Genomic DNA, 24,158 nt, shown 5'->3' with positions numbered 1-24,158 from the left:
AGCCGTTACCGCCTAGGTCGTTTTCCGGAGCACCCGAAGCGATCGTGCCTGCAGTGAGATCTTCTCGCCCGCAGATATCGTCACCTCGTCGGCACCGGCGGGATCGCCGGTGTCCAACGCGGTTACCCACTTTTGGGCGTAATCATCCGACGGCAGCACGAAATCCAGGGGTTCGTCGTGTGCGTTGAAGCACAGCAGGAACGAATCGTCGCGGACCCGTTCGCCGCGGGCGTCGGGTTCCGGGATGGCCTCGCCGTTGAGGAACACCGCGATGCTCTTGCCGAAGCCGGAATCCCAGTCCTCGGGGGTCATCTCCACTCCTGCGGGCGTCAGCCAGGCGATGTCGCGTTCCTGCTCGGCGCTGCGGATGGGGTTGCCGGCCAGGAACCGGCGTCGCCGGAACACCGGGTGCTTCTTGCGCAGCGCCACCGCAGTGCGGGTGAACTCCAGCAGGTCGGCGTTGTCCTCGAGTTTGGACCAGTCCACCCAGGCGACCGGTGAGTCCTGGCAGTAGGCATTGTTGTTGCCGCCCTGGGTGCGTCCGATCTCGTCGCCGTGGCTGATCATCGGCGTGCCCTGTGAGACCATCAGGGTGCCGATCACATTGCGCATCTGGCGGGCGCGCAGCGCCAGGATCTCCGGGTCGTCGGTCGGGCCCTCCACCCCGCAGTTCCAGGACCGGTTGTGGCTTTCACCGTCGCGGTTGTCCTCGCCGTTGGCCTCGTTGTGCTTCTCGTTGTAGGACACCAGGTCGGCCAGGGTGAAGCCGTCGTGACAGGTGACGAAGTTGATGCTCGCACCGGGCCGTCGGCCGGTGTTCTCGTAGAGGTCCGAGGAGCCGGTCAGGCGGGAGGCGAACTCGCCGAGGGTGGCGGGTTCACCCCGCCAGTAGTCGCGCACCGTGTCGCGGTACTTGCCGTTCCACTCGGTCCACAGACCGGGGAAGTTGCCGACCTGGTAGCCACCCTCGCCGACGTCCCACGGCTCGGCGATCAGCTTGACCTGACTGATCACCGGATCCTGTTGCACCAGATCGAAGAACGCGCTAAGCCGGTCGACATCGTAGAACTCGCGGGCGAGGGTGGAGGCGAGGTCGAACCGGAATCCGTCGACGTGCATCTCCAGCACCCAGTACCGCAGCGAGTCCATGATGAGCTGAAGGGTGTGCGGGTGGCGCGCGTTGAGGCTGTTGCCGGTGCCGGTGAAGTCCTTGTAGAACTGTTCCTCGCCGTCGAGCAGGCGGTAGTACGCCGCGTTGTCGATACCGCGGAAGTTCAGCGTCGGTCCGAGATGGTTGCCCTCGGCGGTGTGGTTGTAGACGACGTCGAGGATCACTTCGATGCCGGCCTCGTGGAAGGAGCGCACCATCGCCTTGAACTCGGCGACCGCGCCGCCGGCATGGCGGCTGGCCGCGTACCCGGCGTGCGGCGCCAGGAAGCCGAAAGTGTTGTAGCCCCAGTAGTTTCGCAGCCCCAGGTCGAGCAGCCGGTGGTCGTGCAGGAACTGGTGCACCGGCATCAGCTCGATGGCCGTCACGTTCAGCGATTTGAGGTGCTCGATGATCACCGGGTGCGCCAGGCCGGCGTAGGTGCCGCGGAGCTGTTCGGGGATGTCCGGATGCAGTTGGGTCAGCCCCTTCACGTGGGCTTCGTAGATGACCGTCTCGTGATAGGGGGTGCGGGGCGCCCGGTCCGAGCCCCAGTCGAAGAACGGGTTGATCACCACACTGGTCATCGTGCTGCCCAGCGAGTCGACCGGAGGGTCCGCCCGGGTCACGGCCGGATGCTCGGAGCCCAGGTCGTAGGAGTACAGCGCCTGGGAGAAGACGAAGTCGCCGTGAAAGGACTTGCCGTACGGGTCGAGCAGCAGCTTGCTGGGATCGCAGCGGTGGCCGGCGGTGGGATCCCACGGCCCGTACACCCGGAACCCGTAGCGCTGGCCTGGGCTCACCGTCGGAAGATAGGCGTGCCAGACGTAGCCGTCCACCTCGTCGAGCGGGATGCGTTGCTCGGTGCCGTCCTTGGCGATCAGGCAGAGCTCGACCTTGTCTGCCACTTCGGAGAACAACGAGAAGTTGGTCCCGGCACCGTCATAGGTCGCCCCGAGCGGGTAGGGCGTGCCCGGCCAGACCGTGATGTCCATGTCACCACCAGCCGGTGGCAGCTGCCAGCTGACGGCCCAGTTCGTTGGCCATGGTGCGCATGTAGGTCGCCGACAGGTGGTGAGAGTCGTGGTACATCAACACATTTCCCTCCACTACGCGACAGAAGTCGGGCCGGCACACCGCGTCGGTCATATCGAGTGGCTTCAGGTTCGGGAACCGTTTCACGAAGGCCAAGGTCGGGTTGTCGTCGGACAGTACCGCAGCACGCTTGACCCCGCACGAGATGGAGTCGCCGCCGTCGGCCAGGCAGTCGGCGGGGAAGAACGGCTTGTTGTTGCCGCGCACCAGCCAGGGGGTGTCGCGCATGGCCAGCACGTCGATACCGGCGTCCAGGAACTCCTGCCAGATACCGACGTAGAATCCGGGCATCACATCGCCGGGCTTGATGTTCCACGGCCGGGTCGAGGTGGTGAAGACGTAGTCCGGCTTGTCCGCCAGCAACTTCGGCATCACCTTCTCGTTCCATTCCCGGCACTTCGGGTAGGGCCGGTTGTCGCCCATCACCAGTGGCTTCTGCTCGGTGGTCAACGGGCAACCCATCTTCAGGTAGGTGACCACCTTGAAGTCGTGCATCCGGCCCAGCAGGTCCAGCGCGGTGAGCCAATGCTCGGCGTGCGAACCCCCCGCCAGCGCGATGGTGCGTTGGGCGTCCTTGTTGCCGTAGGTGCAGTTGATGACGTCGACGTTCTTGAAGTCGCTTATACAGCCGGCGTGGGTGGATTCCGGGACGTCGTCCTTGGCCTCCAGGATGGTGGGCCGCATCGGCAGCTTGGGTACCTTCGCGTTGTTCACCAGTGCCCGGGCGCCGGGGTAGTCGCGGGCCGACAGGCCGGACAGTTCCTTGCCGCTGGCCCGTTCGATGGTGACGTGCTCACGCCAGGTGAACGAGGTGGCGGTGAGCGTGACACCGAGCAGGGTGACCACCGAGCCGAGGACGATGGTGGGGCGGCGCATCCGGGTGCGCCACGGCACGGCGACCGGGTCGACGCGCGGGACCGGGGCCTTGTAGCGCAGCGGGGTCTCCACGTAACGGGTCGTCAGCCAGGCCAGGACCCCGGACACCAGTAGCACGATCGCGCCGTCGAGGAAGCCGGCGTGGTCGCGGCCGCTGTAGGCCAGCCAGAAGATCAGCAGCGGCCAGTGCCACAGGTACAGCGAGTAGGCCATCGACCCGAGCGCGACGAACGGCTTGGACGACAGCATCCGGTTGGGCAGCGGCAGTTTCCCGCCGGTGCGCGGGTCGGCGGCACGGTTGGCGGCGGAGAGGATGAACAGCACGGTCGCGCCGACGGGCACCAGGGTCCACGGGCCGGGGAATTCGTTCACCCCGTCGATGAACCAACCGCACAGCAGGATGGCCAGCAGCGAGACGATGGCGACCACGGTGCGTACCCACATCGGCCAGCGCACATAGGGGACCAGGGCCCCGATCAGTGCGCCGAGCGTCAGTTCCCAGGCCCGGGCGAAGCTGTTGTAGTAGGCGACGGCCTGATCGGCGTTGTGCGCGATGATCGCGTACACGAACGAGGCGACGGTCAGCGCGGTGAGCACGACGATGAAAACCCAGCGCAGATGCCGGCCGAGCGGTCTGCGCAGCAGGTAGGCGAACGTGAAGATGATCGCCAGCAGCGCGATGTAGAACTGGCCCTGCACCGACATGGACCAGATGTGTTGCAGCGGGCTGACCGTCTCACCGGCGCGCAGATAGTCGGCGGCGGTGTTGGCCAGCTCCCAGTTCTGGTAGTAACCCAGGCTGGCCAGGCTCTGGTCGGCGAAGGTCTCCCAGCGTGTCTCGGGCTGGATCAGGATGGTGAGCACCGCCCCGGCCGCGAGCACCACGATGAGCGCGGGCAGCAGTCGGCGGACCAGCCGCACGATCTCCTGGACCGGGCGCAGCGCGGTGGAGGTGTCCAGCGCCGCGCGCAGCAGCCGGCCACCGAAGAAGAACCCGGACAGCGCCAGGAAGACGTCGACGCCGCCGGATACCCGACCGAACCAGACGTGGAATACCGCCACCAGCGCGATCGCGACCCCGCGCAGTCCGTCGAGGTCGTGTCGATAGAAGCCCGAGTCGCGGGTGCCCATCTTGGGTTTGGCGTCCGGTGCGGAACCCGTGCGGGCCGCAGGTCGGGAGGGAGCGAGGGTCATCATGGTCGGGGAGTCAATCTACCGAAGAATGCTGGGCGACTCAGGTCGCGGGCGTGGCGTCACACCTGTTGAACGAAGCGATAGGGTCCGGTGCCATGCCTGCGTTGACGCCGTCGGAGATCAGCGCGATCGACGCCGCGCACATCTGGCACCCGTACAGCACCATCGGTACCGGGGCGTTGTCGCCGGTGGTGGCGTTGGGCGCCAAGGGCGCCTGGCTCACCGTCGAGCACCACGGCGAACCGATCGAGGTGCTCGACGCGATGAGCTCGTGGTGGACGGCGGTGCACGGTCACGGCCATCCCCGGCTGGACGCCGCGATCACGGCCCAGCTGGCCACCATGAACCACGTCATGTTCGGGGGATTGACCCACGAGCCGGCGGCCCGGCTGGCGCAGCTGCTGGTGCAGATCACCCCGGCCGGTCTGGAGACGGTCTTCTTCAGCGATTCCGGTTCGGTGTCGGTGGAGGTCGCGGTGAAGATGGCGCTGCAGTACTGGCGCAGCCGGGGACGTCCGGCCAAGCACCGGTTGATGACGTGGCGCGGCGGCTACCACGGCGACACCTTCACCCCGATGAGCGTGTGCGACCCGGATGGCGGCATGCATTCGATCTGGACCGACGTGTTGGTGCGCCAGGTGTTCGCCCCGCAGGTCCCCGGCGGCTATGACGCCGGCTACGTGGCGACCCTGGAGCGGCAGCTCGCCGAGCACGCCGACGAGTTGGCCGCGGTGATCGTCGAACCGGTGGTCCAGGGCGCCGGCGGCATGCGGTTCCACGACCCGCGTTACCTGAACGAGCTGCGCCGGATGTGCGACGAGCACGGCGTGCTGCTCATCTTCGACGAGATCGCCACCGGTTTCGGCCGCACCGGGGAGCTGTTCGCCGCCGACCACGCCGGGGTCAGCCCGGACATCATGTGCGTCGGCAAGGCGCTCACCGGCGGATACGTGACGCTTGCCGCCACCCTGTGCACGTCGCACATCGCACAGACGATCAGTGCGGGGGAGCCCGGTGCGCTCATGCACGGCCCGACCTTCATGGCCAACGCGCTGGCGTGCGCGGTGTCGGTGGCGGCGGTCGAGCTGCTGCTGGAGGGGGATTGGCGGACTCGGGTCCGGGAGATCGAGGCGGGGCTGCGGGTTGGGCTGGAGCCGGCGCGCACGCTGCCGAATGTGGCCGATGTGCGGGTGCTCGGCGCGATCGGCGTCATCGAGATGCGCGAGCCCGTCGACATGGCGGTCGCCACCGAGGTGGCGTTGCGGCACGGGTTGTGGTTGCGGCCGTTCGGCAAGCTCGTCTACGCGATGCCGCCGTTCATCTGCACTGCCGAGGAGGTCGCGCAGATCGGTGCGGGCATGGTCGGGGTCGCGCGTGCATTAACCTGAACCGTGAATTGAACACCGTTCAGGAGAGGCAGCACCGTGACCCGAACCGGTCTATCCCCGCTGGCCTGGCTCGCCGACGTCGAGCAGCGGCGTCGCGCCGAGGGGTTGCGCCGCACGCTGCGGGCCCGGCCGCCGGTCGGCACCGAGCTCGATCTGGCCTCCAACGACTACCTGGGGTTGTCCCAGCATCCGGCCGTGCTGGACGGCGGCGTTCAGGCGCTGCGCACCTGGGGCGCCGGCGCCGGTGGATCACGCCTGGTCACCGGAAATACCGAATTGCACGAGGACTTCGAGTCGGCGCTGGCCGATTTCGTGGGTGCCGAGTCCACGCTGGTGTTCTCGTCCGGGTACACCGCCAACCTGGGCGCGGTCACCGCGCTCACCGGGCCCGGCACATTGCTGGTCTCCGACGCGTTGACCCATGCCTCCATCGTCGACGCCTGCCGGCTGTCCCGGGCCCGGGTCGAAGTGACCCCGCACCTCGACGTCGCAGCCGTCGAGCGGGTACTGGCCGGACGCTCCGAGCAGCGTGCCGTGGTGGTCACCGAGTCGGTGTTCAGCACCGACGGGGCGCTGGCCCCGCTGCGTGAACTGCACGAGGTGTGCCGCCGGTACGGCGCACTGCTGATGGTCGACGAGGCGCACGGGCTGGGGGTGCGCGGGGCCGGCGGGCAGGGGCTGCTGCACGAGGTCGGCCTGGCCGGCGCGCCCGACGTGGTCATGACGACGACGCTGTCCAAGGCGCTCGGCAGCCAGGGCGGCGCGGTCCTCGGCCCGGCCGCGGTGCGGGCGCATCTGATCGACACCGCCCGGTCGTTCATCTTCGACACGGGCTTGGCGCCGGCCGCCGTGGGCGGCGCGTTGGCCGCCCTGCGCGTGCTCATCGCCCAGCCGGAACTGGCGACCGCGGTGCTGGCGCGGGCCGCCGAACTCGCGCAGATCTGCGGCGTCGAGGAGGAACCCACCTCGGCGGTGGTGTCGGTGATCCTGGGCGACCCCGACGTATCGGTCGGCGCGGCCGCGGCCTGTCTGGAGGCCGGGGTGCGGGTGGGTTGTTTCCGGCCGCCGACGGTCCCGGCCGGAACCTCCCGGTTGCGGCTGACCGCGCGCGCCTCGCTGAGCGATGAAGAGATGGTGCTGGCGCGGCAGGTGCTCACCGATGTGCTCGACGCCGTGCGGTCATGACCTTTCTGGTGGTCACCGGCACGGACACCGGTGTGGGCAAAACGGTGACGACGGCCGCCCTGGCGTGCGCGGCACGAGTGGCGGGCCTGGACGTCGCGGTGTGCAAACCGGTGCAGACCGGCAGCGCCGATGGGGATGACGATCTCGGTGAGGTCGGCAGGTTGTCCGGGGTGACCGCCCTGCACGGCGGCTGGCGGTACCCCGAGCCGCTGGCCCCGGCGGCGGCGGCCGACCGGGCCGGACTGGCGTTACCGACCCGTGGGGAGCTCCTGGAGGCGCTGCGCGCGGCGGACGCGCCGAACCGCCTGACGCTGGTGGAAGGGGCCGGCGGATTGTTGGTGCAGCTGGGTGCCGACGGCGTCACGCTGCGTGATCTGGCCGTCGAGTTGTCCGCGCCGGTCCTGGTGGTGGTATCCCCGGGGCTCGGTACCCTCAACCACACCGCGCTGACCCTGGAATCGCTTGCCGGACAAGGGCTCACCACCGCCGGACTGGTGATCGGCGCCTGGCCGGAACGACCGGGTGTCGCCGAGCAGGGCAACCGCGAGGCGTTGGCGCAGCTGGCCGAGTTGCGCGCGGTGCTGCCCGCCGGGGCCGCGCCGCTGAGCCCGGCAGGGTTCGAGCTGCTCAGTACCGAGGCATTCGACAAGAACTGGATCGCGGGCCTGGTGTAGCCATGGTGCACTCGGTCGAACTGCTCCTGGACGCCCATGGCGATGCCGCCGTCCGACGGGTCTGGGATGCGCTCACCGAGGCCGGTGTGCGCAGTCAGGCCGCTCATCGTTCGCCGACCAACCGCCCGCACGTCACCATGACCGTTGCCTCCGGGTTGTCCGAACAGGTCGATGGCGATCTGACTGCCGCGCTGGACCGGTTGCCGTTGCGATGCCGGCTCGGGGCCCCGACGCTGTTCGGGCGCGGTCCGTTCACCCTGGTGCTGCTGGTGGTGCCGTCCGCGGAACTACTCGACCTGCACGCCGAGGTGCATCGGATCTGTATGCCGCACATGAAATCTGGGCCTCTTCCGCATGCCGAACCCGGACAGTGGACGCCGCATGTCACGCTGGCCCGGCGGCTGGACGCCGGGCACCTGCGGGATGCGGTGACGGTGGTTTCGGCGGCCACGCCGATTGTCGGCGAGTTCGTGGCCATCCGGCACTGGGACGGCGACGCCCACCGCGAGTACCCGATCGGCATGCCCGATCAAAACGGTGGCGGGTCGCTGTCGTTGTAGACCCCGCCGATGGTCGACCAGCCCTCGTTGTCCCGGCCGACCCCACGGTGGGTGTCGCCTGCTTTCACGTCACCTACTGCGGCATGCGCGAGGGCGAGTTCGGTTGCGTTGCGGGTGCGTTCGGCGTTGATGCGGTATTCGCGGTCTTGGGCGCGGGTGCGGGCCCGGGTGGGCATCATGGAGTCTTGAGTGCCGCGGTGGTCGTCGTGGAGCAGGCTGATGTGTCGTGGTGGTGGGACGTCGGTGTGGCTGTTCCAGTGCGGGAACAGGATCGCCGCGCCCGCGGTCGTGACATAGGTGTGCCCGGTCGGTGCGCGCCATTCGGTGCTGCCGTCGGGTCCGGCGGTGACGGTCCAGCCGTTGGGGCCGGTGCGGAATGTTTTGAGTAGATGATGTTCTCGGCAGAGCGGCCGTAGGTTGCCCGGATGGGTGGCCCCGGCCGGCCACGGGGTGAGGTGATCGATGTCGCAGCGGTGCGCGGGTTTCGAGCAACCGGGGAAGCTGCAGGTCTGCGATTGCATCCGCACGAACGCGGCCAGTGCGGTGGAGGGCCGGTATTGACGTTCGGCGGGTAGGTTCGCGGCCTCGGAGAGGGTGCGGATTTTGGCGCCGGTGGCGATGAGTTCGGCCAGCATGGTCGCGGGGATGATGGCGCCGTCGAGGGTGATGCCGGCGCCGGCGCCGGGGTGGGTGGCCGCGGGCCGGGAGTCGGGTGCGTCCGGTTCGGGTGTCCGGGCGGCGGGCTGATCCGGTGTGTCCGGTTCAGGGGCCGGCTCCGGCGTGGGCCCAGGCTCGGGCTCGGCGGGTGCGGGGCTCAAATCAGGTCGGGGGCCGCCAGTTCCTTGCGGTGCCGGGGTCGGTTGCGGTCCGGGTCCGGGTTCGGGCCGTGCCTCAGCGCCGGGCACTTGGTCGGTGAGTGCATAGATGACGACCGCCGTGGACCGCGGATCCTTGCCGCTGCCTTCGCAGTCGGGGTCTCCGCATTGGCATGCCAACCGCAGTAGGGAGGGGCCGATGATGCCGAGGGCCCCCAGGGCGGCGGCGAGGCGTTCGCGCAGCGGCCGCGGATCATTCGGGCACACGGTGGCGGCCAGATCGTGCAGGCGCTGTTTGACCGCTTCCTTGTCGGTAGCCCGCAATCGCCCCCAGAACGAGCACACCCCATTCGGGTCATTGCGGTCATCGAACTCCACGTAGAGATCCTTGGCGGCGGTCTTGGATCGGATCACCGCGAGGGGATCGAATTTCTGGACCCACAGATCGATTGCCCGGGTCAGTTTTGTTTCTGACAGGGTGCCGTAGCGGGCGGCCTCGCAGGCGATCGCGGCGTCGATCAACGCCAGGGCTTCCTCGTCGACGACCAGTCGGGTGCGCCAGGCGATCTCGGCGATCACCTTCGCCGATACCGCCCCGGTCGCGAACACCGCCGCGGTGCGCGGCAACCGCTCCCGCAGCGCCCTACCGATGTGCATCTGGGTGGAGGCGGCGTGCTCGCCCAGATTGCACGCCGCACTCACCTGGGCTTTGGCGTAGGCCCAGCCATCGATCACCGCGTGGGCGCTGCCGTCGTCCTCGTCCTCACACTGGCGGGCTGTCACCTCGGCGATCAACGCCAACCGATCCGCGGCAGCCATCGCCTCCGCACGGGTCGCGGCCGTCACCGCGCAGATGAGCTCCTCATCACTCATCCTCGCCAACGCGACCCGTTCGAACATATGTTCGACAATACCGGACCCCTGTGACGCGCGCCACAAAGAAGGCCGGCTTATCCGACTGCCGCGTCCCGGTGCGCCGCGATGCCGTCCACGAGGAGACCGAGCCCGAACTCGAATCGGTGACCGGCATCCTCGGCCAGGACCGACTGATCCTCCGGAAGTTCAGCACCGGCAGCGTCCCATTGCAGCCGGGACTGTTCGTCGACGGTGAAACCCAGCACGTAATAGACGACGGTCCGGGCGGCCAGTTCGGCGTGTGCGGCGTCGACACCCGACTCGACGGCAGCCTCGGCAAGGCGCTGCACGACCTGCGTCATCGCCTCGGACTGTCCCGCGGCGAAGCTGGCCGACACCAATTCCGCGCCGTCGGTATGGGAGAGCAGCGCATCGCGCAGCCGGCGGCAGTCGGCACCGACGCGCTCGCGCCAGCCGCCGGCGGACTCCGGAGATCGCAACGCGGGCTGCAGGATTCGATCCGCCACCGCACCGAGCAGTTCCTGCTTGTTGGCGAAATGCCAGTACAGGGCGCCCGGGCTGATGCTGAGTTCGCGGGCCAACCTGCGCATGGTCAGGTCGGCGATCCCGAAGTTGTCCAGGATCGTCGTGGCGGCATCGACGAGGTCATGTTTGTGCAGCTGCACACCGTTACTCTAACCTGAACGGTGTTCAAGTCGAGACCGTAGGGACTGATTTAGGGAGAAGCACCGGTGACGGACATTCTGGTTCAGGCGCGCGAGCAGGTACTCGAGCGCGGCGTCGGCCTCGATCAGGACCAGACCCTGCAGGTGCTGCAGTTGCCCGACGATCAACTCGACGCGCTCCTCGAACTCGCACACGAGGTCCGGATGAAGTGGTGCGGTCCCGATGTCGAGGTCGAGGGCATCATCAGCCTCAAGACCGGCGGCTGCCCCGAGGACTGCCATTTCTGTTCACAGTCCGGCCTTTTCGCCTCGCCGGTGCGCAGCGCCTGGCTCGACATCCCGAGCCTGGTGGAGGCCGCCAAACAGACCGCCAAGACCGGCGCCACCGAGTTCTGCATCGTGGCCGCCGTCCGCGGGCCCGACGAGCGACTGCTGTCCCAGGTTGCCGCCGGCATCGAAGCCATCCGCAACGAGGTCGATATCCAGATCGCCTGCTCGCTGGGCATGCTCACCGAGGAGCAGGTGCAGCGCCTGGCCGATATGGGTGTGCACCGCTACAACCACAACCTGGAGACCGCCCGCTCCTTCTTCACGAACGTGGTCACCACCCACACCTGGGAAGAGCGCTGGGACACCCTGCGCATGGTGCGCGAGGCCGGAATGGAGGTCTGCTGCGGCGGCATCCTGGGCATGGGTGAAAGCCTGGAACAGCGTGCCGAGTTCGCCGCCAACCTGGCCGAGCTCAACCCGCACGAGGTCCCGCTGAACTTCCTGAACCCGCGCCCGGGCACGCCCTTCGGCGACCTCGAGGTGCTGCCGGCCGCGGACGCGCTGCGCGCCGTGGCAGCCTTCCGCCTCGCGCTGCCGCGCACCATGCTGCGCTTCGCGGGTGGCCGCGAGATCACCCTCGGCGACCTGGGCGCCAAGCAGGGCATCCTGGGCGGCATCAACGCCGTCATCGTCGGCAATTACCTCACCACGCTGGGCCGTCCCGCCGAGGCTGACCTGGAGTTGCTCGACGATCTGCAGATGCCGATCAAGGCATTGAACGCCACGCTGTAGAAATTAGTGGTGATGCTCGACATGAGTGAGAGCCCAGTGCTGCCCGCGCCCGTCGGCGCCGGTGTCTACAACGTGTACACCGGTGCCCCGGTCGATGGCGCCGCCGGAGCCGTCATCCCGACCGCCGCTCAGCTGGGCCTGGAACCGCCGCGGTTCTGCGCCGAGTGCGGTCGCCGGATGATCGTGCAGGTCCGGCCGACGGGCTGGTGGGCCAAGTGCTCACGGCACGGGCAGGTGGACTCCACGGACCTGGACACCCGTCGATGAACTCGGGCTCGATGAGCGCACCCCGTCTCTCGCACCGGGCCGCGGCCCTGCGCATCGTCCCCGCCCTCGCGGTCGCGGGTGCGGTGATCGGCGCGCTGTGGGCCCTGCTGGCGCCGCCGGTGCAGGGCGTGGTGGCGTTGACCCGCACCGGCAACCGGGTTCGGGCCTACCTGGGCAACGATTCGGATCACTTCTTCCTGGGCGGATTCCTGTTCATCGGACTGTTGGGCGTACTGGCCGTCGTCGCCGCGGTGGCGGTGTGGCAGTGGCGGGCACACCGCGGACCCGCCCAGGTGCTCGCGTTGACCGCCGGCATGGCGGTGGCCGCCGGGGCCGCCGCCGGAGTCGGTGTGGCACTTGCGCATTGGCGATTCGGGACAATCGACGTAGATGGCGCGCCGGTCAGCGAGGCGAACCGGGTGCACTACGTGTTCGAGGCACCCGCCGTGTTCTTCGGTCACGCCCCGCTGGTCATCGCGGCGACCATCGTGGTGCCGGCCGCGGTCGCGGCGCTGACCTACGCGCTGATGACGGTGTCGACGTCACGTGATGATCTGGGCGCTTGGCCGCCGGTCCAGTACACCGGCGTGTACCCGCCCCGGGTCGTCCCGGCCGCGGCCTCCGGCACGGTGGCCGACCGGCCGGCCGCTCCGCACGCCGCCCCTTAACTGAAACTGCTCGGCCGGGAAAACGTAGCCCCCACAAAGCCGGCTCACAGCGTTATATTTCGGGCGCATATTCCGGGGTTCAGCCGTGCGCGCAGGAATCCCCGTTCGACGTGATGAACCTGTGGAGAAACCGCGATGCCTTTGCTGGAGTACAAGACGACCCCGTCGTGGTTGCTGGAACCGCGCCGCCGGGCGGTGTCGCGGATTCCGATCCCGCTGATGCGCAAGGCGCTGTATCTGATGATGATCCGGAAGCTCGGCAACTTCACCGACCCGCAGACCTTCAACGAGAAGGTCAACTGGCGGATCTTCAACGATCGGCGGGACCGGATCGTCAGAGCCTGCGACAAGATGTGGATGAAGGAGATGGCCCGCGAGGCCTACCCGGGCGCCGATCTGCGCATTCCCGAAACCTTGTGGTCGGGCACCGATCTGCGCGACGCCCCGGACCTCACCTCGTTGCCGCCGTGGGTGCTCAAGCCCAACGCCAGCAGTGGGCACGCGCTGTTCGGCCCCGACTCGGACACCGATCTGGATGCGCTGATGCGCAAGACCCAGGTCTGGTTCGAGGAGACCCCGTTGGAACTGGGCGAGTGGGGTTACAGCGAGGCCCGCCAGCTGCTGTTGCTCGAGGAGCGCATCCCCACCCCGGACGGGAATGCACCCGTCGACTACAAGTTCTTCGTGTTCGACGGCCGCGTCGAGCTGGTCCAGGTGAATCGGGGCCGGTTCGGCACCCAGCAGACCGCGACGTTCCTGGACGCCGATTGGCGCCGGATCCCGGTGCGCTGGCGCATCCAGCCGGTGGCCGACGAGCCGAGGCCGGCCGAGCTGGAAAAGATGCTGGAGATCGCCGCCGTCCTCGGAAAGGACTGGGATTTCATCCGGGTCGACCTGTACGCCGTCGACGGCGAGGTCTGGTTCGGCGAGTACACCCCGTATCCGGGCAGTGGTCTGCTGCGTTACAAGCCGATGAGCTTCGACGTGGAGCAGGGGCGGCACTGGAAGCTTCCGGCGCTGGAGGACGTCCAGCGCGGCCGGCCCTGACGCCGGGCGGATCGATCCCCCGGTCGCTGCGCTCCTGCCCGCCTGATCAGCGGTCGAGCACCGACATCGGCAGCCGGTGCACCCGCCGCCCGGTCAGCACCTTGGCGGTGATGACGGCCAGCCGTGCCATGCCCTTGTAGGTCGACGGGTTGAACATCGTCGGCCACTTGGTGCGCAGCAGATGCTCTTTGAGCGGACGTTCGGCGAACCGGTCGGACAGCCAACGCAGTGCCATCGGCGCAGACATGGGGTGCAGCAGCAGATGCTCGCTGAACAGGTCGCGGTGGTAGGTGACGTTCGCGCCGCCGGAGGAGTATGCGTCGGCCAGTTCGTCGATGCCGTGCACCGAGATGATCTCGTCGTGCACCGCCTGGATGATCAGCACCGGCGGCGTCGGCACGGCGGCGCCCAGCTTGATGTCCTCGAAGACGTGCTGTACCTCGGGGGTGGACAGGATCTGCTCCAGCGGCTGATCCAGCAGGTCGCCCATATCGGTGCGCCACAACCGCACGATGGCTTCGACGGTGGTCATGTGGTGCAACCTGTCCAGCAGCGCACGGCCCTTCTCGCTGGCGTGCTCGGCGATGATCTTCTGCAGGCCGGGATAGACGTCGGCCAGGGCCGCGACGACCAGCGCGGGCAGCGCCGCGGCAAAGGTGCCGTTGAGCTTGCGAAAGGTGCGGCCCAGGTCCCCGACCGGGGAACCGAGCACCGCGCCGACGATGTTGAGCTCCGGGGCGTAGCTGCCGCTCATCTCGGCGGCCCAGGCGCTGGCCAGTCCGCCCCCGGAGTACCCCCACAGTCCGATCGGCGCTTCCGGTGACAGCGTGAGCTGCTCCGAGCTCAGCGCGGCACGCAGCCCGTCGAGCACCCGGTACCCGGGTTCGTACGGGGTGCCCCAGGAGCCGTTGACGCCCTCGTGGTCGGGCACCGATACCGCCCAGCCCTCGGCGATCGCCGCCGCCACCAGCAGCATCTCGAACTGCGGCACCGATCCTGGGGCCACCGCGTGCCGGCGCATGGCATAGGACGGGAAGCACCGCGAGGAGATCGCGTCGATGGCGCACTGATAGGACACCAGCGGACACAGCGGTTCCGGTCCGCGTTCGGCCGGGATGACCACCGTGGTGGCCGCGGCTTCGGGATTGCCGTTCATATCGGTGGTCCGGTACAGCAGCTGGACGGCGCGCACCTGCTGGGGGATCAACCCGAGGAAGGCCAGTTCGACGTCGCGGCTGCGCAGCACGGTTCCGGGGGTGGCGTGCTGGAACCCTTCCGGGGCGACGTAGAAGGGGTCGTCCTTGGGCAACTGCGCCCGCGCGCGGCGGTCCAGCTCCTGGTGCGGGACGGCACCGATCCACTCAGCGTCGGCAGAGGCGGCGGAACCGGCGAAATCCATCCGGGCATTCTTACTTAAGAAGGGTCTAAGAATCCAGTCCGACTCACCCTGGTGGCCGTAATGCCGCAAATTCGTCGGTGACCCGATATTGCGACTCGGTGAACCGGTACAGCGCCGCCGGCCGGCCGCCACTGCGGCCCGAACGCGCCGTGGTACCCGTCCTGGTGATGACGTTGCGGCGCTCCAGCACCCGCTGCAGATTGGTCGCGTCGACCGGGTGTCCGAGCGCCACACTGTAGATGTCGCGCAGCGTGGAGAGCGCGAATTCCTTTGGCGCCAGGGCGAACCCGATGTTGGTGTAGGACAGCTTGGCGATCAGCCGGGCGTGCGCGTTGGTCACCATGGTGCGGTGGTCGAAGGCCATCGGGGGAAGGTCCGAAACCGGGTGCCAGTGGGTGTCCGATGGCAGCTCGGGGTTGGCGGGGGAGGGCACTAGGCCCAGGAAGGTCGATGCGATCGTGCGCGGCCCGGGCACCCGGTGCGGGTCGGAGAAGACGGCCAACTGCTCCAGATGGGCCAGTTCGCGCAGGTCGACCTTCTCGGCGAGCTGGCGCCGCACCGAGCTGGTCATGTCCTCGTCGTCGCGCAGCGCGCCGCCGGGCAGCGACCACGTGCCGCGCTGCGGATCCATGGCGCGTTCCCAGAGCAGCACGCTGAGCTCGGGTTTCTTGGTGGCCAATTGCCGAACCTGGAGCACGACTGCAAGCACTTCGTGGTGGGTGCTAGCATGTGGCATGTTTTCGATTGTAAGTCGAAAACCCGGATTGGCCAAAAGGAGACCGTCATGACCGTCCTCGACCGGACCGCACAGCTGAGCAGCGTGCTGGCCTCGCGCATCGTCGATGGCCCCGGCGGCTACGACGGAATCGTGGGCGACGGGCAGTGGGCGGCCGAGGTCCGCCGCCTCGCGGATCTGCGCGGGGCAACCCTGCTGGCGCACAACTACCAGCTGCCCGCGATCCAGGACGTCGCCGATCACGTGGGGGACTCGCTGGCCCTGTCCCGGATCGCCGCAGAGGCACCGGAGGACACCATCGTGTTCTGCGGGGTGCACTTCATGGCCGAGACGGCCAAGATCCTGTCCCCGGAGAAGACGGTGCTGATTCCCGATCAGCGGGCCGGCTGCTCGCTTGCCGACTCCATCACTGCCGACGATCTGCGCGCCTGGAAGGACGAGTTCCCGGACGCCGTGGTGGTGTCCTATGTGAACACCACCGCCGCGGTGAAGGCGCTCACCGACATCTGCTGCACCTCGTCGAACGCCGTCGAGGTGGTGGCCTCCATTCCCGAGGACCGCACCGTGTTGTTCTGCCCGGATCAGTTCCTGGGCGCTCATGTCCGGCGCGTCACCGGCCGCAAGAACCTGCACATCTGGGCCGGCGAATGCCACGTGCACGCCGGGATCAACGGTGACGAGCTCGCCGACCAGGCCCGGTCACACCCGGACGCCGAACTGTTCGTGCACCCCGAATGTGGTTGTGCCACATCGGCGCTCTACCTGGCAGGGGAGGGCGCGGTGCCCGAGGACCGGGTCAAGATCCTGTCCACCGGCGGCATGCTGGACGCGGCACGGGAGACCCAGGCCCGCCAGGTGCTGGTGGCCACCGAGGTCGGCATGCTGCACCAGTTGCGCCGTGCCGCACCGGAAGTCGACTTCCTGGCGGTCAATGACCGGGCGTCGTGCACCTACATGAAGATGATCACCCCGGCGGCGTTGCTGCGCTGCCTGGTCGACGGCGCCGACGAGGTGCACGTGGACGCCGATGTTGCCGCGGCCGGACGACGCAGCGTGCAGCGCATGATCGAGATCGGGCAGCCCGGCGGCGGGGAATGACCACCGGCGGGGCGTGCGGCGGGGTCGGTTACTGGCAGCAACGCGCCGATGTCGTCGTCATCGGCACCGGTGTCGCCGGTCTGGTCGCTGCGCTGGCAGCTGCCCGGGCGGGCCGGAAGGTCGTGGTACTCAGCAAGATTGCCGAGACCGCCACGTTCTACGCCCAGGGCGGCATCGCGGTGGTGCTGCCCGACTCCTTCTGTGAGGACGGAGACTCCGTCGAGGCGCACGTCGCCGACACCCTGGCCGCCGGCGGCGGATTGTGCGACGCCGAGGCGGTCCGGTCCATCGTGGGCGGCGGATACGACGCGGTGGCTGATCTGGTGGCCGACGGTGCGCACTTCGACGAATCCACCCCCGGGCACTGGTCACTGACCCGCGAGGGCGGCCACAGCCGGCGGCGGATCATCCACGCCGGCGGCGACGCCACCGGCGCCGAGGTTCAGCGCGCGCTCAACGTCGCGGCCACCCATCTCGACATCCGGCGCAACCACGCCGCCTTGCAGATCTGCCATGACGGCGACCAGGTCACCGGTGTGCTGGTGCACAGCGACGACGGTCTCGGTGTCGTGCACGCGCCGTCGGTGATCCTGGCCACCGGGGGCTTGGGTCACCTGTACGCGGCCACCACGAACCCGGACGGATCCACCGGCGACGGCGTGGCGCTGGCCCTGCAGGCCGGCCTGAGCGTCACCGATATCGAGTTCATCCAGTTCCACCCGACCATGCTGTACACCGGCCCGGCCGGTGGCCGCCGCCCGCTGATCTCCGAGGCGCTGCGCGGTGAGGGCGCGGTTCTCGTCGACAGCCGAGGCGATTCCATCACCGCAGGGGTGCATCCGCTGGGTGATCTGGCACCTCGAGACGTGGTCGCCGCCGCGATCGACGCACGGCTTCGCGAGACCGGGGACCGCTGCGTTTACCTGGACGCCACCGGCATCCCGGCGGTAGCCGAGCGCTTCCCGACCGTGACCGCCGCATGTCTGGCCGCCGGAATCGACCCGGCCGTCCAGCCGATCCCGGTGGTGCCGGGCGCGCACTACGGCTGCGGCGGGGTCCGCACGGATGTGCACGGTCGCACCGATCTGCCCGGGCTGTTCGCCGCCGGCGAGGTGGCCCGCACCGGAATGCACGGGGCGAACCGGCTGGCGTCCAACAGCCTGCTCGAAGGCCTGGTCGTCGGCGGCCGGGCCGGCCGGGCCGCCGCGGTGCACGCGCACACCGCGGGAACCGTCCGGGCCGACGCGCCGCGGGCGCTGTCCGCGCCGGTGCTGTCGCGGGCGACCCTGCAGCGAGCCATGAGCGAGCACGCCTCGGTGGTCCGTGACGCCGACGGGCTGAGCCGTCTTGCCGCCCTGGTGGCGGATGCGCCGCGGCGACCGGTCACCGACCGGTCCGGCGCCGAGGATGCGGCGCTGACCCTGACCGCGCGTGCCATCGTGGCGGCCGCCGCCGACCGCACCGAGTCCCGCGGGTGCCACCACCGTGGCGACCACCCGCAAGCAGATGCCGCGCAGGCGGTCAGCACATCGGTGCGCATCGACGCCACCGGCGCGCCGGTCGTCGTCGCGCCGGTCGGAGCCCGCTGATGACACAGACGACCCGAGGAGCGCAGGTGAACCCCGCCGTGACAGGACTGTCCACAGCCGAACTCGAGGAGGCGCGGGCCCTGATCGCCCGCGCACTCGACGAAGATCTGCGTTACGGCCCAGATGTCACCACGCTGGCCACCGTGCCCGCCGATGCGTCGACCACGGCGTCCATGGTCACCCGGGAACCGGGTGTCGCCGCCGGGGTGGACCTCGCCCTGCTGGTGCTCGATGAGGTGCTCGGCGCCGACGGGTACACGGTGACCGAGCGGGTCGCCGACGGAACCCGACTGGAGGCCGGACAGTGCCTGTTGCGCCTCACCGGGCCGACACAGGGACTGTTGACCGCCGAGCGCACCATGCTCAACCTGGTCTGCCACCTGTCCGGGATCGCCAGCGCGACCGCCCGCTGGGTGGACGCCGTCGACGGCACTCGCGCACAGATCCGGGACACTCGTAAAACCTTGGCGGGCTTGCGGTTTCTGCAGAAGTACGCGGTGCGTGTCGGGGGCGGGGTGAACCACCGGATGGGCCTCGGAGACGCCGCGTTGATCAAGGACAACCACGTCGCGGCGGCGGGATCGGTGCTGGCGGCACTGGAGGCCGTGCGCGCCGCGGCACCGGATCTGCCATGCGAGGTCGAGGTCGACTCACTCGAGCAACTCGACGACGTGCTGGGTGCCGGGGTGGAGTTGATCCTGCTGGACAACTTCCCGGTCTGGCAGACCCAGATCGCTGTGCAGCGTCGTGATACCCGCGCGCCGGCAACGAAACTTGAATCCTCGGGCGGTCTGTCGCTGGAGTCCGCGGCCGACTACGCGGCCACCGGGGTGGACTACCTGGCCGTCGGCGCGCTCACGCATTCGGTGCGCGTGCTCGACGTCGGCTTGGACACCTAGCGGCCCCTACGGACCCCGTCGCCGCCGCTCAGGCCGTCCCCTCAGGCCGTTGCGCCGCGCCGGACCAGGGACAGCACCACCGCGGCGCCGGCGAACATGGTGGCGACCACTCGGTTGAGGATCGTCTGCTGACGCACGTTGTGCATCCAGTTCACCAGCCGTCCGGCCAGCCCGGTGTACAGGCCCATCACCACGATGTCCACCACGATCATGGTCGCGCCGATGGCCAGATATTGCGGCAGGAGCGGCGCGGTCGGCACCACGAACTGCGGCAGGGCGGCCAGGAAGAACACCAGCCCCTTCGGGTTGGTGGCATTGACCAGGAAGCCCCGCGCCAGCAGCCCGCGCCGGCTGCTGGCCGCCGTCACGTCGACCTGGGCGCGCAGATCGCGCGGCGCGGTCCGCCACTGCCGGACCGCCAGATAGGCCAGATAGGCCACCCCGAGCCACTTGATCACCGTGAACGCCAGCGCCGACGCCGCCACCAGGGCACCGACCCCGGCGGCCACCAGGACCAGTTGCAGCATCAGGCCGATCTGCAACCCGAGCACGCTCCACCAGCCGCGCCGCAGACCGTCGGTCATACCGGTCGCCATGGATTGCACCGCACCGGGGCCCGGGACGACGCTGATCGCGATCGCCGCGCCCAGGAAGGCCAGCCACATCTGCCAGGACATCAGCTCAGTGTCGCAGAACCCGGCAACCGAGTATCAGGCGATATCGGCGACGAACACCCCGGTCTTGCGGGCCATCACCCGAGCGATGAACGGCAGCGATGAATCCACCGTGCCCGCCGGCAGCACCCGCGGATTCACCAGGCGCAGATCCTTGCCCGACACCTGGATGTCCGCCTCGCCGGCGGCCAGCACATTTTTCACCCAGTTCGTCTTGCCGTGGATCAATCCGATGGCCAGGGTATTGCCCTTGCGGTAGGGAGTGACCGGGGTTTCGTAGGCGGTACCGGACGTGCGACCGGTGTGTTTGATCACGCTCATCCCGGGGAGCTTCTTGCTCACCGGCGTCATCAGCGGGTTGATGTACTTGATCTGAAAACGCTCCAGCCAGGGCGGGACGATCATCGGCACGCCGACGGCATTGTTGGGATGGTCTTTACGCGAAGATGAAGCGGACATGACGGCTCCCGAATTCGATTTGGCCTGTTCTGGGACAATGGGTGCGTGACATCCCCTCGATCCCTCATGGCCCGCATCGACCTGCGCGGCGCGGAACTGTCCGCAGCCCGGTTGCGGACCGCGCTGCCACGCGGCGGCGTCGATGTGGACTCAGTGGTACCGAAGGTCCGTCCGATCGTCGACGATATCGCCGAACGTGGCGCGACGGCAGCCCTTGAGTACGGCGAATCCTTCGACGGGGTGCGGCCGGAGACGGTCCGCGTGCCCATCGAGAAACTTGGTGAAGCTGTCCGTTTACTGGACCCGGACGTGCGCGCCGCCCTCGAGGTGGCGATCGAGCGGACCCGGGTGGTGCACGCCGATCAGCGCCGCACCGACACCACCACCACGCTGGCGCTCGGTGCGGCCGTCACCGAACGGTGGGTTCCGGTGGAGCGGGTCGGGCTCTATGTGCCCGGCGGCAACGCCGTCTACCCGTCGAGCGTCGTGATGAACGTGGTGCCCGCTCAGACCGCCGGGGTCGACTCACTGGTGATCGCCAGCCCGCCGCAGGCCCATGTGCAGGGTCCTTTCCACGGCCTGCCGCACCCGACCATCCTGGCCGCGGCCGAACTGCTCGGCGTCGAGGACGTCTGGGCCGTCGGCGGCGCCCAGGCCGTCGCGTTGCTGGCCTACGGCGGCACCGACACCGACGGGGCCGAACTCGCACCGGTCGACATGATCACCGGACCCGGCAACATCTACGTGACCGCCGCCAAGCGCATCTGCCGCTCCCAGGTCGGCATCGACGCCGAGGCCGGCCCCACCGAGATCGCCATCCTGGCCGACCACAGCGCCGACCCGCGGCACATCGCAGCGGACCTGATCAGCCAGGCCGAACACGACGAGATGGCCGCCAGCGTGCTGGTGACCGACAGCGTGGCGCTGGCCGACGCCTCCGACGTCGAGGTGCAGGCCCAGTTGGAGACCACCAAGCACCGTGCCCGGGTGACCGCGGCACTGACCGGTAAGCAATCCGCGATCGTCCTGGTGGACGACATCGAGGCCGGACTGCGCGTGGTGAACGCCTACGCCGCCGAGCATCTCGAGGTGCAGACCGAGGACGCCGCCGGCGTTGCGGCCCGGGTCCGCTCGGCCGGTGCGATCTTCGTCGGCGCGTGGTCACCGGTCAGCCTCGGCGACTACTGTGCCGGCTCCAACCATGTACTGCCCACCGCAGGCTGCGCCCGGCACTCCAGCGGCCTGTCCGTGCAGACCTTCCTGCGCGGCATCCACGTCGTCGAATACGACGAGGCCGCGCTCAAGGATGTCTCCGGACACGTCATCACGCTGTCGAAGGCCGAGGATCTGCCTGCCCACGGTGAAGCGGTCCGCCGGAGATTCGAAAGGTAAGCATGGCGAAGATCACCCTGGCAGACCTGCCGCTGCGGGAGAACCTGCGCGGCAAGTCCCCGTACGGGGCACCCCAACTGTCGGTGCCGGTGCGACTGAACACCAACGAGAACCCGCATCCGCCGACCGCCGCCCTCATCGAGGATGTGGCGGCGTCGGTGCGCGACGCGGCGGCCGAACTGCACCGCTACCCCGACCGGGACGCGGTGGCCCTGCGTACCGATCTGGCCGCGTACCTGACCGGGCAGACCGGCGTGCAGGTGACCGTCGAGAACGTCTGGGCCGCCAACGGATCCAACGAGATCCTGCAGCAGCTGCTGCAGGCGTTCGGCGGACCGGGACGCAGCGCGATCGGCTTCGTGCCCTCGTATTCGATGCACCCGATCATTTCCGACGGCACCCAGACCGAATGGTTGGAAGCCGCCCGCAGCGAGGACTTCGGACTGGACGTGGATACCGCCGTCACCGCGGTCGCCGAACGCACACCCGACGTGGTCTTCCTGGCCAGCCCGAACAACCCGTCCGGCCAGAGCATCTCGCTACCAGACCTGCGCCGGGTGCTCGACGCGGCCACCGGCGTGGTGATCGTGGACGAGGCGTACGGCGAGTTCTCGTCCCAGCCCAGCGCGGTGACGCTGATCGCCGAGTATCCGGCCAAGCTCATCGTCACCCGCACCATGAGCAAGGCGTTCGCGTTCGCCGGCGGGCGACTCGGCTACCTGATCGCCGACCCGGCCGTGATCGACGCACTGCTGCTGGTCCGGTTGCCGTATCACCTGTCCGCACTGACCCAGGCCGCCGCGCGGGCCGCCCTGCGGCATGCCGACGACACGCTGGGCAGCGTCGCGGCGCTGATCGCCGAACGGGAACGCATCACCTCGGCACTGACCGGGATGGGTTTCCGGGTGATCCCGAGCGACGCGAACTTCGTGCTGTTCGGTGGATTCGCCGATGCCCCCGCGGTCTGGCAGAGCTACCTCGATGCCGGGGTACTGATCCGCGATGTCGGTATCCCCGGATTCCTGCGCACCACCGTCGGGCTGGCCGACGAGAACGATGTGCTGCTCGACGTGAGCGCCAAGATCGCCACGAACGTACTCACCCCACAAGGAGCCTCGTCATGACGCGTCGCGCACGAGTCGAACGCAAGACCCGGGAATCCGACATCGTCGTGGAGATCGACCTCGACGGCACCGGGCAGGTCGACATCGACACCGGGGTGCCGTTCTTCGATCACATGCTGACCGCACTGGGCAGCCACGCCAGCTTCGATCTCACCGTGCACGCCAAGGGTGACGTCGACATCGAGGGCCACCACACCGTCGAGGACACCGCGATCGTGCTCGGCCAGGCCCTCGGCGAGGCGCTGGGGGACAAGAAGGGTATCCGGCGGTTCGGGGACGCCTTCATCCCGATGGACGAGACGCTCGCACACGCCGCGGTCGACGTGTCGGGCCGCCCATACTTCGTGCACACCGGCGAACCGGATTACATGGTGGAGTTCACGATTCAGGGATCCTCGGTGCCCTACCACACCGTGATCAACCGGCACGTCTTCGAATCGCTGGCGTTCAACGCCCGGATCTCGCTGCACGTGCGGACCCTCTACGGCCGCGATCCGCACCACATCACCGAGGCCGAGTACAAGGCGGTCGCCCGCGCGCTGCGTCAGGCCGTCGAGCCCGACCCGCGGGTGTCCGGCGTCCCGTCCACCAAAGGTGTTCTGTGAGTTCGACAGGCGAGCGGAGCGACGGGGAATGAAACGGGTCGTCGTCCTGGACTACGGGTCCGGGAACCTGCGCTCGGCGCAACGTGCGGTGGAGCGGACCGGCGCCGAGGTCACCGTCACCGCCGATGCCACACAGGCCTTCGAGGCCGACGGTCTGCTGGTGCCGGGAGTCGGCGCCTACCAGGCGTGCATGACCGGTCTGCGCGACATCGGTGGCGAGCAGATCATCGCCGAGCGGCTCGCGGCGGGCCGACCGGTGCTGGGCGTCTGCGTGGGTATGCAGATCATGTTCGCCCGGGGTGTCGAGTTCGGTGTGCAGACCGACGGCTGCGGCCAGTGGCCCGGCGCGGTGACCCACCTCGACGCACCGGTGATCCCGCACATGGGCTGGAATGTCGTCGACGCGCCGAAGGACAGCACGCTGTTCCGCGGTCTCGACGCGGACACCCGGTTCTACTTCGTGCACTCCTACGCGGCCCAGACCTGGGAGGGCGACCCGGACGCGCTGCTGACCTGGGCGACCCACGAGGTGCCGTTTCTGGCAGCAGTGGAGAACGGGCCGTTGTCGGCCACTCAATTCCATCCCGAGAAGAGCGGCGACGCGGGTGCGACGCTGCTGCGCAATTGGGTCGAGAGCCTCGGCTGACGAGGCAAGTAAGGTAAC

The 24,158-nt window shown here is 68.7% G+C and carries 23 protein-coding genes; 15 read left to right on the top strand and 8 right to left on the bottom strand.

Annotation, left to right across the window (positions count from 1 at the left end):
* Nucleotides 1–12: 12 nt before the first annotated feature.
* A complete protein-coding gene (gene glgX / locus V4U86_RS14340) occupies nt 13–2,142 on the bottom strand; it encodes a glycogen debranching protein GlgX (RefSeq protein ID WP_395311845.1) in 2,130 nt (709 codons plus the stop codon).
* A 1-nt stretch (nt 2,143) separates the two neighbouring features.
* Nucleotides 2,144–4,315 carry an acyltransferase family protein gene (locus V4U86_RS14335; RefSeq protein WP_395311844.1) on the bottom strand — a complete coding sequence of 724 codons (2,172 nt, stop codon included), beginning with the start codon at nt 4,313–4,315 and terminating at the stop codon, nt 2,144–2,146.
* 92 nt (nt 4,316–4,407) lie between these two features.
* Here V4U86_RS14335 and V4U86_RS14330 point away from each other — a divergent pair, with 92 nt between their 5' ends.
* The 4 genes from V4U86_RS14330 to V4U86_RS14315 are packed head-to-tail and all read left to right on the top strand — an operon-like array spanning nt 4,408 to nt 8,119.
* Entirely contained in the window at nt 4,408–5,700 is a 1,293-nt protein-coding gene (locus V4U86_RS14330; RefSeq protein ID WP_395311843.1) for an adenosylmethionine--8-amino-7-oxononanoate transaminase, read from the top strand.
* 36 nt (nt 5,701–5,736) lie between these two features.
* Nucleotides 5,737–6,885, top strand: a complete 1,149-nt coding sequence (locus tag V4U86_RS14325) for an 8-amino-7-oxononanoate synthase (RefSeq protein WP_395311842.1) — start codon at nt 5,737–5,739, stop codon at nt 6,883–6,885.
* Entirely contained in the window at nt 6,882–7,559 is a 678-nt protein-coding gene (gene bioD, locus V4U86_RS14320) for a dethiobiotin synthase (protein ID WP_395311841.1), read from the top strand. The genes V4U86_RS14325 and bioD overlap by 4 nt, the downstream gene beginning before the upstream one ends.
* Nucleotides 7,560–7,561: 2 nt before the next feature.
* Complete coding sequence (locus tag V4U86_RS14315) at nt 7,562–8,119, top strand: 2'-5' RNA ligase family protein (protein WP_395311840.1); 558 nt, start codon at nt 7,562–7,564, stop codon at nt 8,117–8,119.
* Here V4U86_RS14315 and V4U86_RS14310 read toward each other — a convergent pair.
* Together V4U86_RS14310 and V4U86_RS14305 are read right to left on the bottom strand one after the other, a co-directional pair.
* Complete coding sequence (locus V4U86_RS14310) at nt 8,089–9,834, bottom strand: DUF222 domain-containing protein (RefSeq protein WP_395311839.1); 1,746 nt, start codon at nt 9,832–9,834, stop codon at nt 8,089–8,091. The two genes, V4U86_RS14315 and V4U86_RS14310, sit on opposite strands and share 31 nt — an antisense overlap.
* 50 nt (nt 9,835–9,884) lie before the next feature.
* Nucleotides 9,885–10,475 carry a TetR/AcrR family transcriptional regulator C-terminal domain-containing protein gene (locus V4U86_RS14305; RefSeq protein WP_395311838.1) on the bottom strand — a complete coding sequence of 197 codons (591 nt, stop codon included), beginning with the start codon at nt 10,473–10,475 and terminating at the stop codon, nt 9,885–9,887.
* A 66-nt stretch (nt 10,476–10,541) separates the two neighbouring features.
* Between V4U86_RS14305 and bioB the strand changes: the two genes are divergently transcribed.
* The 4 genes from bioB (at nt 10,542) to V4U86_RS14285 (ending at nt 13,519) form a co-directional block, all read left to right on the top strand.
* Nucleotides 10,542–11,537, top strand: coding sequence for a biotin synthase BioB (bioB, locus tag V4U86_RS14300; protein WP_395311837.1), 996 nt, complete (start codon nt 10,542–10,544; stop codon nt 11,535–11,537).
* Between the two features lie 21 nt (nt 11,538–11,558).
* Nucleotides 11,559–11,804, top strand: a complete 246-nt coding sequence (locus V4U86_RS14295; RefSeq protein WP_395311836.1) for a hypothetical protein — start codon at nt 11,559–11,561, stop codon at nt 11,802–11,804.
* A gap of 11 nt (nt 11,805–11,815) precedes the next feature.
* A complete protein-coding gene (locus V4U86_RS14290; protein ID WP_395311835.1) occupies nt 11,816–12,472 on the top strand; it encodes a DUF2567 domain-containing protein in 657 nt (218 codons plus the stop codon).
* A 135-nt stretch (nt 12,473–12,607) separates the two neighbouring features.
* Entirely contained in the window at nt 12,608–13,519 is a 912-nt protein-coding gene (locus V4U86_RS14285; protein WP_395311834.1) for an ATP-grasp fold amidoligase family protein, read from the top strand.
* Between the two features lie 46 nt (nt 13,520–13,565).
* Here the strand turns inward: V4U86_RS14285 and V4U86_RS14280 are convergent, their stop codons facing one another.
* A complete protein-coding gene (locus V4U86_RS14280) occupies nt 13,566–14,918 on the bottom strand; it encodes a lipase family protein (RefSeq protein WP_395311833.1) in 1,353 nt (450 codons plus the stop codon).
* Nucleotides 14,919–14,961: 43 nt separating this feature from the next.
* The gene (locus V4U86_RS14275; protein WP_395311832.1) at nt 14,962–15,654 is read right to left on the bottom strand and encodes an NUDIX hydrolase; all 693 of its coding nucleotides are present in this window, start codon (nt 15,652–15,654) and stop codon (nt 14,962–14,964) included.
* A 48-nt stretch (nt 15,655–15,702) separates the two neighbouring features.
* On the opposite strand from V4U86_RS14275, the gene nadA reads away from it, so the two are divergent.
* The 3 genes from nadA to nadC are packed head-to-tail and all read left to right on the top strand — an operon-like array spanning nt 15,703 to nt 19,240.
* Nucleotides 15,703–16,752 carry a quinolinate synthase NadA gene (nadA, locus tag V4U86_RS14270; RefSeq protein WP_395311831.1) on the top strand — a complete coding sequence of 350 codons (1,050 nt, stop codon included), beginning with the start codon at nt 15,703–15,705 and terminating at the stop codon, nt 16,750–16,752.
* Entirely contained in the window at nt 16,749–18,341 is a 1,593-nt protein-coding gene (locus tag V4U86_RS14265; protein ID WP_395311830.1) for an L-aspartate oxidase, read from the top strand. The genes nadA and V4U86_RS14265 overlap by 4 nt, the downstream gene beginning before the upstream one ends.
* Before the next feature lie 38 nt (nt 18,342–18,379).
* The gene (nadC, locus tag V4U86_RS14260; protein ID WP_395312047.1) at nt 18,380–19,240 is read left to right on the top strand and encodes a carboxylating nicotinate-nucleotide diphosphorylase; all 861 of its coding nucleotides are present in this window, start codon (nt 18,380–18,382) and stop codon (nt 19,238–19,240) included.
* Nucleotides 19,241–19,281: 41 nt separating this feature from the next.
* Here the strand turns inward: nadC and V4U86_RS14255 are convergent, their stop codons facing one another.
* Together V4U86_RS14255 and V4U86_RS14250 are read right to left on the bottom strand one after the other, a co-directional pair.
* Nucleotides 19,282–19,917 (bottom strand): LysE family transporter, encoded by a 636-nt coding sequence (locus V4U86_RS14255; protein WP_395311829.1) that lies wholly within the window; start codon nt 19,915–19,917, stop codon nt 19,282–19,284.
* Nucleotides 19,918–19,950: 33 nt separating this feature from the next.
* Nucleotides 19,951–20,373, bottom strand: a complete 423-nt coding sequence (locus V4U86_RS14250; RefSeq protein ID WP_395311828.1) for a nitroreductase family deazaflavin-dependent oxidoreductase — start codon at nt 20,371–20,373, stop codon at nt 19,951–19,953.
* Nucleotides 20,374–20,439: 66 nt separating this feature from the next.
* Between V4U86_RS14250 and hisD the strand changes: the two genes are divergently transcribed.
* From hisD to hisH, 4 genes are read left to right on the top strand one after another with little or no spacing between them, the layout of a single operon-like run.
* Nucleotides 20,440–21,765 (top strand): histidinol dehydrogenase, encoded by a 1,326-nt coding sequence (gene hisD / locus V4U86_RS14245; protein WP_395312046.1) that lies wholly within the window; start codon nt 20,440–20,442, stop codon nt 21,763–21,765.
* Nucleotides 21,766–21,767: 2 nt separating this feature from the next.
* Complete coding sequence (locus V4U86_RS14240) at nt 21,768–22,889, top strand: histidinol-phosphate transaminase (RefSeq protein WP_395311827.1); 1,122 nt, start codon at nt 21,768–21,770, stop codon at nt 22,887–22,889.
* Nucleotides 22,886–23,494, top strand: coding sequence for an imidazoleglycerol-phosphate dehydratase HisB (hisB, locus tag V4U86_RS14235; RefSeq protein WP_073854921.1), 609 nt, complete (start codon nt 22,886–22,888; stop codon nt 23,492–23,494). The genes V4U86_RS14240 and hisB overlap by 4 nt, the downstream gene beginning before the upstream one ends.
* Nucleotides 23,495–23,522: 28 nt before the next feature.
* Nucleotides 23,523–24,140: an imidazole glycerol phosphate synthase subunit HisH gene (gene hisH / locus V4U86_RS14230; protein WP_395311826.1), complete on the top strand. Its 618-nt coding sequence runs from the start codon at nt 23,523–23,525 to the stop codon at nt 24,138–24,140.
* Nucleotides 24,141–24,158: the final 18 nt, after the last annotated feature.

The organism is Mycobacterium sp. AMU20-3851 (genome assembly GCF_043974665.1).
Classification (GTDB): Bacteria; Actinomycetota; Actinomycetes; order Mycobacteriales; family Mycobacteriaceae; genus Mycobacterium.
Note: the sequence above shows the minus strand (reverse complement) of the source record. Positions and strands in the feature narration are given on the sequence as shown.

Excerpts from the sequence above, each read along its gene's own strand:
- V4U86_RS14315 (WP_395311840.1), top strand. The coding sequence starts at position 7,562 with ATGGTGCACTCGGTCGAACTGCTCCTGGACGCCCATGGCGATGCCGCC.
- bioD (WP_395311841.1), top strand. The coding sequence starts at position 6,882 with ATGACCTTTCTGGTGGTCACCGGCACGGACACCGGTGTGGGCAAAACG.
- V4U86_RS14255 (WP_395311829.1), bottom strand. The coding sequence starts at position 19,917 with ATGTCCTGGCAGATGTGGCTGGCCTTCCTGGGCGCGGCGATCGCGATC.
- V4U86_RS14275 (WP_395311832.1), bottom strand. The coding sequence starts at position 15,654 with ATGCCACATGCTAGCACCCACCACGAAGTGCTTGCAGTCGTGCTCCAG.
- V4U86_RS14265 (WP_395311830.1), top strand. The coding sequence starts at position 16,749 with ATGACCACCGGCGGGGCGTGCGGCGGGGTCGGTTACTGGCAGCAACGC.
- V4U86_RS14310 (WP_395311839.1), bottom strand. The coding sequence starts at position 9,834 with ATGTTCGAACGGGTCGCGTTGGCGAGGATGAGTGATGAGGAGCTCATC.
- V4U86_RS14280 (WP_395311833.1), bottom strand. The coding sequence starts at position 14,918 with ATGGATTTCGCCGGTTCCGCCGCCTCTGCCGACGCTGAGTGGATCGGT.
- hisH (WP_395311826.1), top strand. The coding sequence starts at position 23,523 with ATGAAACGGGTCGTCGTCCTGGACTACGGGTCCGGGAACCTGCGCTCG.
- V4U86_RS14335 (WP_395311844.1), bottom strand. The coding sequence starts at position 4,315 with ATGATGACCCTCGCTCCCTCCCGACCTGCGGCCCGCACGGGTTCCGCA.
- hisB (WP_073854921.1), top strand. The coding sequence starts at position 22,886 with ATGACGCGTCGCGCACGAGTCGAACGCAAGACCCGGGAATCCGACATC.
- nadA (WP_395311831.1), top strand. The coding sequence starts at position 15,703 with ATGACCGTCCTCGACCGGACCGCACAGCTGAGCAGCGTGCTGGCCTCG.
- V4U86_RS14285 (WP_395311834.1), top strand. The coding sequence starts at position 12,608 with ATGCCTTTGCTGGAGTACAAGACGACCCCGTCGTGGTTGCTGGAACCG.
- glgX (WP_395311845.1), bottom strand. The coding sequence starts at position 2,142 with ATGGACATCACGGTCTGGCCGGGCACGCCCTACCCGCTCGGGGCGACC.
- V4U86_RS14290 (WP_395311835.1), top strand. The coding sequence starts at position 11,816 with ATGAGCGCACCCCGTCTCTCGCACCGGGCCGCGGCCCTGCGCATCGTC.
- V4U86_RS14250 (WP_395311828.1), bottom strand. The coding sequence starts at position 20,373 with ATGTCCGCTTCATCTTCGCGTAAAGACCATCCCAACAATGCCGTCGGC.
- V4U86_RS14240 (WP_395311827.1), top strand. The coding sequence starts at position 21,768 with ATGGCGAAGATCACCCTGGCAGACCTGCCGCTGCGGGAGAACCTGCGC.
- V4U86_RS14295 (WP_395311836.1), top strand. The coding sequence starts at position 11,559 with ATGAGTGAGAGCCCAGTGCTGCCCGCGCCCGTCGGCGCCGGTGTCTAC.
- V4U86_RS14330 (WP_395311843.1), top strand. The coding sequence starts at position 4,408 with ATGCCTGCGTTGACGCCGTCGGAGATCAGCGCGATCGACGCCGCGCAC.
- hisD (WP_395312046.1), top strand. The coding sequence starts at position 20,440 with ATGGCCCGCATCGACCTGCGCGGCGCGGAACTGTCCGCAGCCCGGTTG.